The sequence below is a fragment of the Cupriavidus sp. C2SS-8b genome (genome assembly GCF_057073745.1).
The window spans coordinates 1,949,401-1,964,572 of record NZ_CP172716.1 but is presented as its reverse complement, the minus strand read 5'-3'; the positions used below and the strand labels follow the sequence as shown (position 1 = coordinate 1,964,572).

Below are 15,172 nucleotides of genomic sequence, written 5' to 3'. Positions count from 1 at the left end.
GCCATCATGTAGAACGAGGAATTACCCCGGCAGCGCGTCGTAGGTCAGCAGGAAGACCTGCTCGTCGCCCGCGCTGACGGGCAGCCAGACGATCTCCAGGTCCGGGAACGCCGCTTCGACATTGGCGTGCTCGTTGCCGATTTCCACCACCAGCACGCCGCCCGGATTCAGGCGCGACTTGGCGCCGGCAATGATGCGGCGCACGATGTCCATGCCGTCGTCGCCGCCAGCCAGCGCAATGCGCGGCTCGGCCTGGTATTCGGGCGGCAGCGCCTGCATCGAGGCTTCGTTGACGTACGGCGGATTGGTCAGGATCACGTCGTACGTGGCGCCCGGCGGCAGCGGTGCGTACAGGTCGCCCTCGAACAGGTGGATGCGGTCCTGCATCTTGTAGTCGGCCACGTTGCGGCGCGCCACGGCAAGCGCATCGGGCGAGATGTCGACGGTATCGATCTGCGCGTTGGGCCAGACGTGGGCGGCAATGATCGGCAGGCAGCCAGAACCCGCGCACAGTTCCAGCACGGGGCCGATCTTGGCGGTGTCGCCGATCCACGGCTCCAGTCCGTCCTGCAGCAGTTCGCCGATAAAGCTGCGCGGCACGATCACGCGCGAATCGACGTAGAAGCGCAGACCGTGCATATAGGCTTCATGCGTGATGTAGGCGGCCGGCACGCGTTCGGTGACGCGGCGGTCGATCACTTGCATGACCGCGTCGATTTCCTCGGGCAGCAGGCGCGCATCGAGGAACGGGTCGAGCGTGTCGAGCGGCAGGTTCAGCGTGTGAAGCACCAGGTAGGCGGCTTCGTCGTAGGCGTTGGCGCTGCCGTGCCCGAACGAAAGACGCGCGGCCGTGAAGCGCGACACCGCCAGGCGCAGCAAGTCGCGCACGGTGCGCAGCGGGGAGGGAGTTGCCATGGTCGTGGATCCTGTGTCGATAAGGGGTGCGATCGGCAGGCGATCAGGCAATGAGCCGTTCCAGCACGCCACGGTAGACGTTCTTGAGCGGCTCGATGAAGCGGACTTCGACGTTCTCGTCGATCTTGTGGATGGTCGCGTTGGGCGGGCCGAATTCGATCACCTGCGGGCAGATCTTGGCGATGAAGCGGCCGTCGGAGGTGCCGCCCGTGGTCGACAGTTCGGTCTTGACGCCGGTCTCGGCTTCGATCGCGGCCGACAGCGCGTCGGACAGCTCGCCGCGCGGCGTCAGGAAGGGCTCGCCGCCGAGCGTCCAGTCCAGCGAGTACTCGAGCTTGTGCTGGTCCAGGATCGCATGCACGCGCGACTTCAGGCCTTCCGGCGTGCTCGCGGTCGAGAAGCGGAAGTTGAAGTCGATCGTGACGTGGCCCGGAATCACGTTGGTCGCGCCGGTGCCGCCGTGGATATTCGACATCTGCCAGCTCGTCGGCGGGAAGTATTCATTGCCCTGGTCCCACACTTGCGCGGCCAGTTCGGCCAGCGCGGGGGCGGCTTCGTGGATCGGGTTGCGGCCCAGGTGCGGGTAGGCGATATGGCACTGCACGCCCTTGACCACCAGCTTGCCCGACAGCGAGCCGCGGCGGCCGTTCTTGACCATGTCGCCGAGCGTGTCGACCGACGTGGGTTCGCCGATCACGCAGTAGTCGAGCCGCTCGCCGCGCGCCTTCAGGGCCTCGACCACCTTGATGGTGCCGTCATGCGCCGGGCCTTCTTCGTCGCTGGTGATCAGGAAAGCGATGGTGCCGGCATGGTCCGGATGCGCCTTGACGAATTCCTCGACCGCCACGACAAAGCCGGCAATCGACGTCTTCATGTCGGCGGCGCCGCGGCCGAACAGGCGGCCGTCACGGTGCGTCGGCTCGAACGGGTCGGAGTTCCACTGCTCGAGCGGGCCGGTCGGCACCACGTCGGTATGGCCGGCGAAGGCCAGCAGCTTGCCGTCCTTCCCTTGCGTGCCGCGCTTCACGGCCCACAGGTTGGTCACGCGGAAATCGTCGGGGCCGCTGACGAGCGCTTCGCAGGCGAAGCCAAGCGCCTTCAGGCGGGTTTCCAGCACGGCCTGGCAGCCTTCGTCCGCGGGCGTGACGGAGCGGCGGCGGATCAAGTCTTCGGTGAGGGCAAGGGTGGCGGTCATGGGAGGACGGAAAAATTCAGAACTGGCTGGCGTACTGGTCGGCGGTAAAACCCACGCTGACCTTGCCGTTGTGCGCAAGCACCGGACGCTTGATCAGCGAAGGGCTTTGCTGCATCAGCGCGATGGCGCCGGCTTCTTCCTCGGCGCGGACCTTGTCGGCGTCCGACAGCGCGCGCCAGGTGGTGCCCTTGCGATTGAGCAGGGTCGACAGCGGCACGTGCTTGAGCCAGCCGCGCAGCATGGCTTCATCGACGCCTTGCTTCTTGAAATCGTGGAAGGTGTAGGCGACGCCGTTGGCATCCAGCCAGGTGCGGGCCTTTTTGACGGTGTCGCAATTCGGGATGCCGTAGAGCAGGACGGTCATGGCGGGTGAGATCTCGTGCGGATGTTCAGCGGAAAAGCAGGTTCAGGGCGATCACCAGGCCGCCAAGGCCAAGCGCCACGCCAGCCATTGCCACGGTTGTCATCAGGCGCAGTCGGCGGTCCAGCCGCGCGGCTTCCTTGCGCAGGGCGTCGATGGTGATGGCGTGCTGCTCGGCGAGCAGCTTGACTGCCTCGGCCTGCTGCACGGCGGCGGCTTCCAGTTCCGCGATGCGTGCGGCCGGGTCGCGCGTTTCCGGCGCGGCGCCATCGGAGCCGTCATCCTTGCGCCGGCCTTTCTTGATCTTGTCGATGGTCTTGTTGGCCTGTTCGAGGATCGTGGGCAGGAGGGAGAGCACGGTGCTGACGGTAGCAGGATCCAGGGCCATGAGTCGCTTGCGGAGGGAGGGCACGTCGCGGGCGGTGTGGCGGGGTGAAGCAGGGAAAGGCCCGGCCGGCGGCCCCGCGAGGCGGAGCATCGAGCCGGGCCAGCCGCGGGCGATCAGTCGCCGCGCAGCAGGTCGTTCAGGCTGGTCTTTGAGCGGGTCTGCGCGTCCACCTTCTTGACGATCACGGCGCAGTACAGACTGTACTTGCCATCCTTGGACGGCAGGTTGCCCGCTACCACGACCGAACCGGCCGGCACGCGGCCATAGGTGATTTCGCCGGTTTCGCGGTCATAGATCTTGGTCGACTGGCCCAGGTACACGCCCATCGAGATGACCGAGTTCTCTTCGACGATCACGCCTTCCACGACTTCCGAGCGGGCGCCGATAAAGCAGTTGTCTTCGATGATGACCGGGTTGGCCTGCAGCGGTTCCAGCACGCCGCCGATGCCCACGCCGCCCGACAGGTGGACGTTCTTGCCGATCTGCGCGCACGAACCGACGGTAGCCCAGGTGTCGACCATGGTGCCTTCATCGACATAGGCGCCGATGTTCACGTACGACGGCATCAGCACGGCGTTCTTGGCGATGAACGAACCGCGGCGGGCCACGGCGGGCGGCACCACGCGGAAGCCGGCCTTGGCGAAGTCGTCGCCGCTCCAGTTGGCGAACTTGGTCGGGACCTTGTCGTAGAACTGGGCAAAACCGCCGGCGCTCATCGGCGCGTTGTCTTCCAGGCGGAACGACAGCAGCACGGCCTTCTTGACCCACTGGTTGACGATCCAGTCCTTGCCTTGCTTCTCGGCCACGCGCAGGGTGCCGGCGTCGAGCTGGCCGATGACATTGGCGACGGCCTCGCGGATATCGGCGGGGGCGGACTTCGGCGACAGGCTGGTGCGGTCTTCCCAGGCCTGGTCGATCAGGGCTTGCAGAGCTTGCGTCATGTTCGTCTTCTCAGGTGTTGAATGGTTGAATGTTCGGCTGCTGGACTGTGCCAATTGTTTTCTCCCTCTCCCCTCAGCGGAGAGGGTCGGGGAGAGGGGTGGTCTAGCAAGGCATCACGCTGGTAGAACCGCTTGCCCTCTCCCCCAGCCCCTCTCCCGCAAGCGGGAGAGGGGAGCAAACCGGTGGTTGTGAGATAACGCCCCTCAGCCCAACGACTTGCAGAATTCCACGATCCGCCGCGCGCCTTCCTGGCATTCCTCGGGCGTGGCGACCAGCGCCATGCGCACGCGGTTTGCACCGGGATTGATGCCACCTGCTTCGCGTGCAAGGTAGCTGCCCGGCAGCACCGTGACGTTCTGCGCCGCCAGCAGCTGCGCGGCGAACTCGACATCGGTCAGGCCGGTACGCGAGACATCGGCCCACAGGTAGAAGCCGGCGTCGGGCAGCGCCACGTCCAGCACCTCGGCCAGCATGGGCGTGACCTCGCTGAACTTGCGCACATAGGCGGCGCGGTTCTCGCGCACGTGGGCTTCGTCGTTCCAGGCGGCAATGCTGGCGGTCTGCACGGCCGGGTTCATCGCGCCGCCGTGGTAGGTACGGTATAGCAGGAATTTCTTCAGCAGGGCGGCGTCGCCGGCGACGAAGCCGGAGCGCAGGCCCGGCACGTTCGAGCGCTTGGACAGGCTCGAGAACATCATCAGACGTTCAAAGCCGCGGCCCAGCTTGTGCGCGGCCTCCAGCGCACCCAGCGGCGCGCGGCTCTCGTCGAAATAGATCTCCGAGTAGCACTCGTCCGACGCAATCACAAAGCCGTACTTGTCCGACAGCGCGAACAGCTGCTTCCAGTCTTCGAGCGACAGCACCGCGCCGGTAGGGTTGCCGGGCGAGCAGACGAACAGCAGCTGCACCTTCTGCCAGACTTCGTCGGCAATGCGGTCGAACGCGGGCGCGAAGTTGCGCGCCGGGTCGCTGTTCGCGAACATCGGCGTGGCGCCGGCCAGCAGCGCGGCGCCTTCGTAGATCTGGTAGAACGGGTTCGGGCACAGCACCAGCGCGCCGGGACGGGTGCCATCGACCACGGTCTGCGCGAACGCGAAGAGCGCTTCGCGCGAGCCGGTCACCGGCAGCACCTCGGTTGCGGCACTGACCTTCGGCAGCCCATAGCGGCGTTCCAGCCAGCTGGCGATGCACTGTCGTAGTGCATCCGAACCAGCCGTTGTGGGATAATTCGCCAGCCCCGCCAGCGACTCGGCCAACGCCTGCTTGATGAATTCGGGGGTGGGGTGCTTGGGCTCGCCAATACCGAAGCTGATTGCCGGCTTTTCGGCCGGTTTCACTTCCGCGAAGAGCACCCGCAGTTTCTCGAAGGGGTAGGGCTGGAGCAGGTCGAGGCGCGGATTCACGTTCTGGATGGGGCCGGTTGAAACCCAGCATTATAAGGGAACGGCGCCCTTTCCCGTGCGATGGCGCGGCCCGCGCCGCGCATGCGGTGTGCGGATGCCGGGCATCACGGGCATGTGATGCCGGCGCCGGATGTGCCACGCGTTCCCCCGGCAAGCTGGTCCCTCGTAGCCATTTCCAAATGACCAACAAGAATATTGCGACGCAACATGGCGCCGCCGACCGCCATGCGGTCAAGTCCTCGCTTTCCATCCTGATCGGTGCCTCGGTCTGGGGCATTGCGTGGTTCCCGTATCGCGTGCTGGCGGGCTGGGGCCTGGGTGGCATGAGCGCCGCGGCGCTGGTGAGCTGTGCGGCCGCGATCCTGTCGCTGCTGGCCTTTCGCAGGCAGCTGCGCGGCATGCGCGCATCGTGGCTGTTTGTGGCGATTGGCCTGGCCGCGGGCGTGACCAATGCGGGCTTTGTCTGGGGCAGCGTGAACGGGCACGTCATGCGCGTGCTGCTGCTGTTCTACTTGACCCCGGTCTGGACCGCGCTGTTCGCGCGCATGTTCCTGGGTGAGCGGCTCTCGGCCGGCGGCCTGGCGCTGATCGCGCTGGCGCTGTCGGGCGCCGGCCTGATGCTGTGGACGCCCGAGGTCGGCTTGCCGCTGCCAGGCAATGCCGCGGAGTGGTCCGGGCTGGCCGGCGGCATGGGTTTCGCCGTCAACAACGTGCTGTCGCGGCGCGCCGGGCAGCGCTTTCCAGATATGGACGCGCGCCTACGCACGGTGGTCGTCTACCTGGGCTGTACCGCGGTTGGCGTGCCGTGCGCGCTGCTGGTCGATGGCCCCTCGGTGACCATCGTCCCGGGAGCAGGCGGCGCCGTGTTGGCCCTGGTGGCGGCGCTGGCCGCGGTGCTGGTGCTCAGCAATTCGGTGGTCCAGTACGGCCTGCAGCGCCTGCCGGCCAACCGCGTCTCGCTGTTGATGCTGTTCGAGATCGTGGTGGCGGCCGTGTCGTCGTGGTGGCTGGCGACCGAGACGCTGAGCTGGAAGGAGGCCGCGGGTGGCCTTTGCATCGTGGCCGCTGGGGCGCTGTCGGGGCTGGTGCATCGCAGCCGGCGCGCGCCGGAAGCCGTACCGGGCGGGGCCGAAGCCGCCGCCTGAGCTGCTTGGGCGTGGCGTCGCGTCAGTGCAGCATGACCCGGCTCACGACGGCCACCAGCGGCTTGCGTACCGCGCGTTCCAGCGTGCTGTGCAGATGCAGCGGCCGCAGCAGCATCTTCACGGTCATGTCCACTGGCAGATGGTGCCGGACCACAGCGCTGACGCGCGAGTTGAGCGCCTTCACTTCTTGTTCCGGGATGTCTTCCTGCCCGCGTTCCATGCGCAGCACGTTGCGCAGCGCAATGGCCGCGTCCTCGTTCTTGATTTCGAGCAGCCGGCGCGCCAGGGCGCCCAGCACCCTGGCGCGCCCGATCCCTTCGGACTCGGCAAAGCGGTTGAAGAAGCGGTAAAAGTGCTTGTAGTGCCGCACTTCGTCGTCGGCGATGCGGCGTGTCAGGTTACGCAGCACGGGTTCATCGCTGACCTGTTCCAACGCGCGGTAGTACGCCGCCGTACCAGTTTCCACGACACAGCGCGCCGCCATTTCCAGCGCTTCGGTCGGCTCGAACTGATCGATCGAGCAAGTCTCGCGGTACTCGGCGAAGAAGCGCTCGTATCCGCGTTCCCAGTCGAAATCGGGCCAGACATGCTCGACATAGCGGCGCAGCGCCAGGCCGTGCTGCAATTCCTCGGCTTCCCAATGGTCGGACAGCCAATCGGCCGCTTCCGGCACGCCGGCGTAGTAGGTGGCGAGATTGCCGGCGTAGGTGTCGGATCCGCTTTCGATAAACGACGCCGATACCAGCAGGTAGAACAGGTCGCGGTTGTTGCGCACGCGTTCGGACTGGATGGCCCGGTAATCAATCTCGCTGACAGACCACGGCAGGGTTGCCGCTGACGGCTGGGTCATGGGGATCCTCCGCAAAAAGGCCGATGCCGCGCGGGACCGGTGGTCCCGAGAGCATCCGGCATCACGCTGGCATGTCAGAGAGACTAGCATTTACCCTAGTTAGTTTCCCGGTTGTTACATAACTATTGCAGCGGAACCGGCGGCGCGGCCCTCGAAAAGTGCTTGCAGAGACGCTCGTAACTCGCTGCCTGCAAAGGGAAACCGGCCCCGAAAAATGCCGTGGAACCCACTGCCGGAGCGGCCGGAACGCCGGGTTGCGATGGTATGATTACCGCCAATTCTCGGGCACGGGGGGCGAGAAGGGACGCTGGCGGCACGCCGCGCGTCCGCCCGTCCGCGTGCGCCGCTCATTCCTGAACGCTCTAATGCTGCGCGCGCTGCCATCAGCGCCGATACCACACGACAACCGTGCGACTATCTTCGATCAAGCTGGCGGGCTTCAAATCATTCGTCGATCCGACCAATTTCCAAGTGCCCGGCCAGCTGGTCGGGATCGTAGGTCCCAACGGCTGCGGCAAATCCAACATCATCGATGCAGTCCGTTGGGTGCTGGGTGAGTCACGTGCGTCCGAGCTGCGTGGCGAATCCATGCAGGACGTCATCTTCAACGGTTCCACGGCGCGCAAGCAGGCGGGCCGGGCCAGCGTCGAACTGGTGTTCGACAATGCCGAGGGCCGCGCCGCCGGCCAGTGGAGCCAATACGCCGAAGTGGCCGTCAAGCGCGTGCTGACGCGCGATGGCACCTCGTCCTATTACATCAACAACCAGCCGGTACGCCGCCGCGATATCCAGGACATCTTCCTCGGCACGGGCCTGGGGCCGCGCGCCTACGCCATCATCGGCCAGGGCATGATCTCGCGCATCATCGAGGCCAAGCCCGATGACATGCGGATCTTCCTGGAAGAGGCCGCGGGCGTATCCAAGTACAAGGAACGCCGCCGCGAAACCGAGAACCGGCTCTCAGACACGCGCGAGAACCTGACCCGCGTGGAAGACATCCTGCGCGAACTCGGGACCAATCTCGAGAAGCTTGAGGGGCAGGCCGAAGTCGCGCAGCGTTTCAAGACGCTGCAGGCCGACGGCGAAGAAAAGCAGCAATTGCTGTGGCTGCTGCGCAAGCGCGAGGCGCAGGTCGAGCAGGAACGCCACCAGCGCGCCATCGAGCAGGCCCAGATCGACCTCGAAGCCCAGACGGCGCAGCTGCGCCATGTCGAGGCCGAACTCGAAACCATGCGGGTTGCGCACTATGCGGCGTCCGATGGCATGCACGCGGCGCAGGGCGCGCTGTACGAGGCCAACGCCGAAGTCAGCAAGCTGGAAGCAGAGATCCGCTACGTGGTGGAATCGCGCAACCGCGTGCAGGCCCAGATCGCGGCGCTGACCACCCAGCGCGAGCAATGGCAGGCCAAGTCGGAGCAGGCCAGCGACGAACTCGCGCAGGCCGAGGAAAACCTGGCCGTGTCCGAAGGGCGCACGGTGCAAGCGCAGGAAGCGGTAGCTCAGAAGAATGACGAGCTGCCCACGCTGGAAGCGCAGTGGCGCGAGGCGCAGCAACTGCTCAACGAGCAGCGCTCCGGCATCATGCAGGCCGAACAGGCGCTCAAGCTCGAAGCCGCGCAGCAGCGCAGCGCCGACCAGATGCTGCAGCAGCTCGAACAACGCCGCGAACGCCTGTCGGGCGAGGAAAAGGGACTCGATCGTCCGGACGAGACGCGGCTGGAAGAAGCGCGTGCCGAACTGGCCGAGCAGGAAGCGGTGCTGGAGGAAGCGCAGGCGATCCTGGCCGATGCCGAGGACAGCGTGCCGCGCCTCGATGGCGAGCGCCGTGCCGCGCAGGAGCGCGTGCAGAGCGAAGCCGCCGCGATCGCCGCGCTCGAGGCGCGCCTGTCCGCGCTGAAGCAGCTGCAGGAAAACGTGCAGACCGACGGCAAGGTCCAGCCCTGGCTAGCCAGGCACGGCCTGGCGGAACTGCCGCGCCTGTGGAAGAAAGTCCATATTGAGCCGGGCTGGGAAAACGCGCTGGAATCGGTGCTGCGCGAAAAGCTCGCCGCGCTCGAAGTGTCGAACCTGGACTGGGTCAAGGCCTTCCTGTCGGACGCGCCGCCCGCCAAGCTGGCGTTCTATTCGCCGCCCCCCGCCGCGCGGCCGATGGAAGCGCCTGCAGGGCTGCGTCCGCTGATGTCGCTGGTGCAGATCACGGAACCCGGTATCCGCGCGGTGATGCAGGACTGGCTGGCCGATATCTACACGGCCACGGACATGGCGCAGGCGCTGGCAGCGCGCAACACGCTGCCCGACGGCGCGTCGTTCGTGGTGGCCGAAGGTCACCTGATCGGCCGCAATGCCATCCAGATTTATGCCGCCGATTCCGAGCAGGCCGGCATGCTGGCGCGCGAGCAGGAAATCGAGAACTTGCAGAAGCAGGCCCGCGCGCAGGTGCTGCTCTCGGACGAGGCCAGGAGCCAGGCCGTGCGTGCCGAAGCGGCCTATACGCAGGCGAGCCAGGCACTGGCCGAGGCGCGCTCGCGCGGCGAGCAGGCCACGCGTCGCGCGCACGCGCTCCAGATGGACGTGCTCAAGCTGTCGCAGGCGATGGAGCGCTACGCCGCGCGCAGTGGCCAGATCCGCGAGGAACTGGCCGAGATCGGCGCGCAGATCGACGAGCAGCGCGCCATCCGCGCCGAATCCGAAGCGAGCTTCGAGCAGCACGATGCCGCGCTGGCCGAGATGCAGGCCACACATGAAGACCAGCAGATGGCGTTTGAAGCGCTGGACAGCAAGCTGTCGTCCGCGCGCCACCAGCTGCGCGACCTCGAGCGCGCGGCGCAGGAGGCGGTCTTTGGCGAGCGCAACCTGGCCAGCCGCATCGACGAGCTGCACCGCAATATCCAGGTGGCCAGCGACCAGGTCGAGCGCATCGCCGAATCGCTCGAGAACGCACGCGCGGAACTCGAAACGATCAACGAGCAGACCGCGCATACCGGCCTGCAGGATGCGCTGGAACGCCGCGCAGAGAAAGAAGAGAAGCTTGGCGCTGCCCGCATCGAGCTCGATGCGCTGACGGCGCAGCTGCGCCAGCACGATGAGCAGCGCCTGGCCGCCGAGCGCAGCCTGCAACCGCTGCGCGACCGCATCACCGAATCGCAGCTCAAGGAGCAGGCCGCGCGCCTGAACCAGGAGCAGTTCAGCGAGCAGCTGGCCGAGGCCCAGGTCGATGAAGCGGCGCTGGCCGACAAGCTGACGACGGACCTGAAGCCGTCTTACCTGCAGGGCGAAGTCACGCGGATCAACAACGCGATCAATGCGCTGGGGCCGGTCAACATGGCCGCGCTCGACGAGCTGTCCGCGGCGCGCGAACGCAAGACCTTCCTCGACGCGCAGTCGGCCGACCTGAACGATGCGATCACCACGCTGGAAGACGCCATCGCCAAGATCGACCAGGAAACCCGCGCGCTGCTGCAAGGCACCTTCGACCAGGTCAACCACCATTTCGGCGAACTGTTCCCGTCGCTGTTCGGTGGCGGCCAGGCGCGCCTGATCATGACCGGCGAGGAAATCCTCGATGCCGGCGTGCAGGTGATGGCGCAGCCGCCGGGCAAGAAGAACTCGACCATTCATTTGTTGTCGGGCGGCGAAAAAGCGCTGACCGCGATTGCGCTGGTGTTTGCCATGTTCCAGCTCAATCCCGCCCCGTTCTGCCTGCTGGACGAGGTGGATGCCCCGCTCGATGACGCCAATACGGAGCGCTACGCCAATATGGTGGCCCGCATGTCCGACAAGACGCAGTTCGTCTTTATTTCGCACAACAAGATCGCCATGGAAATGGCGCACCAGCTGATCGGCGTGACCATGCAGGAGCAGGGCGTGTCGCGCATCGTCGCGGTGGATATGGACGCGGCTGTTTCGATGGCGGAGGCAGCATGAACATCAATATGGACTTGCAGACCTCGCTGATCGTTGCCGGGCTCGTTTTCCTGGCGCTGCTGTTCGGCTACAACCAATGGCAGATCCGCAAGGCGCGCCGCCCGCGCGAACTGCGCCCCGAGGATGACCTGCCGCCGATGCGCGAGCCGGTGGTGGGCGAGTCCACCACGCCGGAGGTGGCTGCCAAGCTGCAAGAGGCGCCCGCGCCGGAGCATGTCGAGCGGCGCGAGCCGACGCTGACGCCGGCCGCGCGCCCGGCGCCGCATGAGGTGGCGGCGGTGGCCGCTGCCGCGGCGGCAGGTTCGGCGGACGCCGATGAAGCCGTAGCCGACGAGGTGGCACTGGCAGCCGCGCCGGCCGCCTCTGTCGCGAACGAAGGCGAAGTGGAAGCAGAAGACGAGAGCGAGGCGCAGAGCAAGGCCGAAGAGAATGCGGTGCCGTCGGCCAAGGTGGCTGAACCTGTAGTGCCCGACGGTCAGCCGCAGCCGGCCACGATCGACCCGCTGATCGACTGCATCGTGCCGCTGCACCTCGAGCGCAAGGCATCGGGCGACCGAATTCTGCCGCTGACTGGCCGGCTGCGCCGCGCCGGCACCAAGCAGATCCATATCGAGGGCCTGCGCGAGGAAGCCAATGCCTGGGAGCCGGTGACCGCCGGCCACCAGTACGAGGACCTGCAGGTGGCCGTGCAGCTGGCCAGCCGTAGCGGCCCCCTCAATGCGCTGGAGTTCTCCGAATTCGTGAACGCGGTCGAAGCGCTGGCCGAGTCGCTGGATGCCTCGGCCGACCTCCCCGACATGGGCGAGACCGTCGCCAACGCGCGCGAACTCGACGGGTTCGCCGCAAGCTGCGACGTCCAGCTTGGCGTCAACGTGATCTCGGACGGCGCGCCGTGGTCGGCCGCCTACGTGCAGAGCGTGGCGACACAGGACGGCCTGGTGCTGTCGCGCGACGGTACGCGCTTCATCCGCTACCTGGCTAATGCCGAAGGCGTGCAGCGCACGCTGTTCGCGCTGCAGTTCGGCGACACGAACTTCCTGCGCGATGACCTGACCGTCAAGGGCGGTGGCCAGATCACGCTGCTGCTCGACGTACCGCAAGCGGACCAGGGCGGCAAGCCGTTCAAGACGGTTTGTGAATACGGCTACTCGCTGGCCCAGCGCATGGGCGCGCAACTGGTCGACGACAATATGCGGCCGCTGACCGAAGCCTCGTTCGTCGCGATCTTCAACCAGCTCGAGACCCTCTACCAGAAGCTGGAGGCACGCGGCATGCCAGCCGGTTCGCCGGTCGCGGTACGGTTGTTCAGCGTCTAGCCGGAGCCTGTCATGAACGCAACCCATCGCGGCGCGCGGGCAGATGCCTCCGCGCCGGTTGGCGGCATGTCGCCCGCAGCCGCTGCTGAACGCGTGCAATGGCTGCGCGAGGAACTGGATCGCCACAACTACCAGTATTACGTACTGGATGCCCCGACCATCCCGGATGCCGAGTACGACGCGCTGTTTTCCGAGCTGCAGGCGCTTGAAGCCGAGCACCCTGAACTGCTGACGCCGGACTCGCCGACACAGCGCGTGGGCGGCGCACCACTATCGGCCTTCGATACGGTCCGCCACCGCGTGCCGATGCTGTCGCTCAACAACGGTTTTTCCGACGAAGACGTGACCGGCTTTGACCGTCGCTGCGCACAGGGTCTCGGACGCAGCGCGGCGGCCGGCGAGCAGGATCTGTTCAGCGCCGCGGAAGCCGTCGAGTACGCGACCGAGCTGAAGTTCGACGGCCTGGCGATGTCGCTGCGCTACGAGGACGGCCGGCTGGTGCAGGCGGCAACGCGCGGCGACGGCGAGACTGGCGAAGACGTGACGGTGAACGTGCGCACCATCAAGGCGATTCCGCTGAAGCTGCGTGGCGCGGCGCCGCCAGTGCTCGAAGTGCGCGGCGAAGTCTTCATGTACCGGCGCGATTTCGACAAGCTCAATGCGCGCCAGGCCGAGGCCGGCGAGAAGACGTTCGTCAATCCCCGCAATGCCGCCGCGGGCAGCCTCCGGCAGCTGGATCCACGCATTACCGCCAGGCGTCCCCTGTCGTTCTTCGCCTATGGGCTTGGAGAATTGCAGGGCATGGAGCGTCCTGCCACCCACAGTGCCATGCTCGATGGCTTTGCCACCATGGGGTTGCCGGTCTGCAAGGAGCGCGCGGTGGTGAAGGGCGCGCAGGGCCTGCTGGATTTTTACCGCAAGGTGGGCGAGAAGCGCGACCAGCTTCCGTACGACATCGATGGCGTGGTCTACAAGGTCAACGCGCTGGCCGAGCAGGAGCAGCTCGGCTTCGTGTCGCGCGCGCCGCGCTTCGCGCTGGCGCACAAGTTCCCGGCGCAGGAGATGACTACGGTTGTTGAAGATATTGAAGTGCAGGTCGGCCGCACCGGCGCCATTACGCCGGTAGCACGCCTGCAACCGGTGTTCGTCGGCGGCGTGACGGTGACCAACGCCACGCTGCACAACGAGGACGAGGTGCGCCGCAAGGACGTGCATATCGGCGATACCGTGATCGTGCGCCGTGCCGGGGACGTGATTCCCGAGGTCGTCGCCGTAGTGCGGGAACGGCGCCCCGACGACGCACGCGCTTTCGTCATGCCGACCACATGCCCGGTATGCGGATCGCATATCGAGCGCCTGGAGGACGAGGCCATCGCACGCTGCACGGGCGGCCTGATCTGCGCCGCGCAGCGCAAGCAGGCGCTGCTGCATTTCGCGCAACGCCGCGCCATGGATATCGAAGGGCTGGGCGACAAGGTGGTGGAGCAGGTGGTGGACCAGGGCATCGTCCACACGCCGGCGGATCTCTACAAGCTGGGCGTGGCCAAGCTGGCCGCGCTGGACCGCATGGCCGACAAGTCGGCCGGCAACCTGGTGGCGGCCATTGAAGCCTCGCGCAGCACCACGTTCAACCGGTTTATCTTTGCGCTGGGCATCCGCCATGTTGGCGAGGCCACGGCCAAGGACCTGGCGCGCCATTTCGGCAAGCTGGACGCGCTCATGGTGGCTGACGAAGCCGCGCTGCTCGAGGTCAACGATGTGGGCCCGGTGGTGGCTCAGTCGATCGTCAACTTCTTCGGCGAGCCGCACAACGTGGAGGTCATCGAGCAGTTGCGCGCGGCGGGCGTACACTGGGCCGAAAGCGAGCCTGCCGCCAGGGTGCCGGCGCCGCTGGCCGGCAAGACTTTCGTGCTGACCGGCACCTTGCCGACGCTTTCGCGCGAGGCCGCAAAGGAGATGCTGGAAGCCGCCGGCGCCAAGGTGGCCGGGTCGGTATCGAAGAAGACTGACTACGTGGTAGCTGGTGCCGAAGCTGGCAGCAAGCTCGACAAAGCCGAAGCCCTCGGCGTGCCGGTGCTCGATGAGGCCGGCATGCTGGCGTTACTGGAGTCGGTCGGGGCAGGGCAACCGGGGAAACAGGCATGATCCGAGAGATTCTCAAGATGGGCGACGCGCGCCTGCTGCAGGTGGCGCGGCCGGTGGAGCGCTTCAATACGCCCGAACTGCGCGCGCTGATCGAAGACATGTTCGACACCATGGACCATGCCAATGGCGCGGGTCTTGCGGCGCCGCAGATCGGCGTGGACCTGCAGGTGGTGATCTTCGGCTTCGACCGCAATCCGCGCTATCCCGACGCGCCGCAGGTGCCCAAGACCGTGCTGATCAACCCGGTGCTCGAGATGCTGTCCGACGAAATGGAAGACGGCTGGGAAGGGTGCCTGTCGGTGCCGGGGCTGCGCGGCGTGGTGCCGCGCCACACGCGGCTGAAGTACAGCGGCTATGACCTGCGCGGTGAGCGCATCGAACGCGTCGCCGAGGACTTTCACGCACGCGTGGTGCAGCATGAATGCGACCACCTGCAAGGCATCCTGTACCCGATGCGCGTGCGCGACTTCACGCGTTTTGGCTTTACCGAGGTGCTGTTTCCCGACTTGCCGCCGAACAGCGACGATTGACGTGTCGTGAGACCAATGCAAATGGGGCGCCATCTGGCGCCCCATTTGCATTGGTGCC

12 protein-coding genes are annotated in these 15,172 nt (G+C 66.4%); 5 read left to right on the top strand and 7 right to left on the bottom strand.

Annotated elements, in window-relative coordinates; all coding sequences use genetic code 11:
* Window positions 1-21: 21 nt before the first annotated feature.
* The 6 genes from prmB to dapC form a co-directional block, all read right to left on the bottom strand.
* Window positions 22-915 (bottom strand): 50S ribosomal protein L3 N(5)-glutamine methyltransferase, encoded by an 894-nt coding sequence (prmB, locus tag ACIGJB_RS09070; protein WP_483729544.1) that lies wholly within the window; start codon window positions 913-915, stop codon window positions 22-24.
* Between the two features lie 43 nt (window positions 916-958).
* On the bottom strand, window positions 959-2,110 hold the full coding sequence (dapE, locus tag ACIGJB_RS09065) for a succinyl-diaminopimelate desuccinylase (protein ID WP_483729543.1): 1,152 nt from the start codon (window positions 2,108-2,110) through the stop codon (window positions 959-961).
* A 16-nt stretch (window positions 2,111-2,126) separates the two neighbouring features.
* Window positions 2,127-2,474: an ArsC family reductase gene (locus ACIGJB_RS09060; RefSeq protein ID WP_483729542.1), complete on the bottom strand. Its 348-nt coding sequence runs from the start codon at window positions 2,472-2,474 to the stop codon at window positions 2,127-2,129.
* A gap of 25 nt (window positions 2,475-2,499) precedes the next feature.
* The gene (locus ACIGJB_RS09055) at window positions 2,500-2,859 is read right to left on the bottom strand and encodes a hypothetical protein (protein WP_483729541.1); all 360 of its coding nucleotides are present in this window, start codon (window positions 2,857-2,859) and stop codon (window positions 2,500-2,502) included.
* Between the two features lie 113 nt (window positions 2,860-2,972).
* On the bottom strand, window positions 2,973-3,800 hold the full coding sequence (gene dapD, locus ACIGJB_RS09050) for a 2,3,4,5-tetrahydropyridine-2,6-dicarboxylate N-succinyltransferase (RefSeq protein ID WP_483729540.1): 828 nt from the start codon (window positions 3,798-3,800) through the stop codon (window positions 2,973-2,975).
* Window positions 3,801-4,004: 204 nt separating this feature from the next.
* Window positions 4,005-5,204, bottom strand: a complete 1,200-nt coding sequence (gene dapC, locus ACIGJB_RS09045) for a succinyldiaminopimelate transaminase (RefSeq protein WP_483729539.1) — start codon at window positions 5,202-5,204, stop codon at window positions 4,005-4,007.
* A 179-nt stretch (window positions 5,205-5,383) separates the two neighbouring features.
* Between dapC and ACIGJB_RS09040 the strand changes: the two genes are divergently transcribed.
* Entirely contained in the window at window positions 5,384-6,349 is a 966-nt protein-coding gene (locus tag ACIGJB_RS09040; RefSeq protein WP_483729538.1) for a DMT family transporter, read from the top strand.
* A gap of 22 nt (window positions 6,350-6,371) precedes the next feature.
* Here ACIGJB_RS09040 and ACIGJB_RS09035 read toward each other — a convergent pair whose 3' ends face one another.
* Window positions 6,372-7,199 (bottom strand): ferritin-like domain-containing protein, encoded by an 828-nt coding sequence (locus ACIGJB_RS09035; protein ID WP_483729537.1) that lies wholly within the window; start codon window positions 7,197-7,199, stop codon window positions 6,372-6,374.
* 408 nt (window positions 7,200-7,607) lie between these two features.
* Between ACIGJB_RS09035 and smc the strand changes: the two genes are divergently transcribed.
* Genes smc through def form a run of 4 tightly spaced genes read left to right on the top strand, consistent with a single transcriptional unit; the run spans window position 7,608 to window position 15,114 of the window.
* Entirely contained in the window at window positions 7,608-11,123 is a 3,516-nt protein-coding gene (gene smc / locus ACIGJB_RS09030) for a chromosome segregation protein SMC (RefSeq protein ID WP_483729536.1), read from the top strand.
* Window positions 11,120-12,439, top strand: coding sequence for a cell division protein ZipA C-terminal FtsZ-binding domain-containing protein (locus ACIGJB_RS09025; protein WP_483729535.1), 1,320 nt, complete (start codon window positions 11,120-11,122; stop codon window positions 12,437-12,439). Before smc ends, ACIGJB_RS09025 begins: the two co-directional genes overlap by 4 nt.
* 12 nt (window positions 12,440-12,451) lie before the next feature.
* Complete coding sequence (gene ligA / locus ACIGJB_RS09020) at window positions 12,452-14,584, top strand: NAD-dependent DNA ligase LigA (RefSeq protein WP_483729534.1); 2,133 nt, start codon at window positions 12,452-12,454, stop codon at window positions 14,582-14,584.
* Window positions 14,581-15,114: a peptide deformylase gene (gene def / locus ACIGJB_RS09015; RefSeq protein WP_483729533.1), complete on the top strand. Its 534-nt coding sequence runs from the start codon at window positions 14,581-14,583 to the stop codon at window positions 15,112-15,114. Before ligA ends, def begins: the two co-directional genes overlap by 4 nt.
* Window positions 15,115-15,172 lie beyond the last annotated feature (58 nt).

What these genes read in the sequence shown, in the direction of transcription:
- ACIGJB_RS09035 (WP_483729537.1), bottom strand. Translation starts at nt 7,199, where the DNA reads ATGACCCAGCCGTCAGCGGCAACCCTGCCGTGGTCTGTCAGCGAGATT.
- prmB (WP_483729544.1), bottom strand. Translation starts at nt 915, where the DNA reads ATGGCAACTCCCTCCCCGCTGCGCACCGTGCGCGACTTGCTGCGCCTG.
- dapD (WP_483729540.1), bottom strand. Translation starts at nt 3,800, where the DNA reads ATGACGCAAGCTCTGCAAGCCCTGATCGACCAGGCCTGGGAAGACCGC.
- ACIGJB_RS09055 (WP_483729541.1), bottom strand. Translation starts at nt 2,859, where the DNA reads ATGGCCCTGGATCCTGCTACCGTCAGCACCGTGCTCTCCCTCCTGCCC.
- ACIGJB_RS09040 (WP_483729538.1), top strand. Translation starts at nt 5,384, where the DNA reads ATGACCAACAAGAATATTGCGACGCAACATGGCGCCGCCGACCGCCAT.
- ligA (WP_483729534.1), top strand. Translation starts at nt 12,452, where the DNA reads ATGAACGCAACCCATCGCGGCGCGCGGGCAGATGCCTCCGCGCCGGTT.
- dapE (WP_483729543.1), bottom strand. Translation starts at nt 2,110, where the DNA reads ATGACCGCCACCCTTGCCCTCACCGAAGACTTGATCCGCCGCCGCTCC.
- ACIGJB_RS09025 (WP_483729535.1), top strand. Translation starts at nt 11,120, where the DNA reads ATGAACATCAATATGGACTTGCAGACCTCGCTGATCGTTGCCGGGCTC.
- def (WP_483729533.1), top strand. Translation starts at nt 14,581, where the DNA reads ATGATCCGAGAGATTCTCAAGATGGGCGACGCGCGCCTGCTGCAGGTG.
- ACIGJB_RS09060 (WP_483729542.1), bottom strand. Translation starts at nt 2,474, where the DNA reads ATGACCGTCCTGCTCTACGGCATCCCGAATTGCGACACCGTCAAAAAG.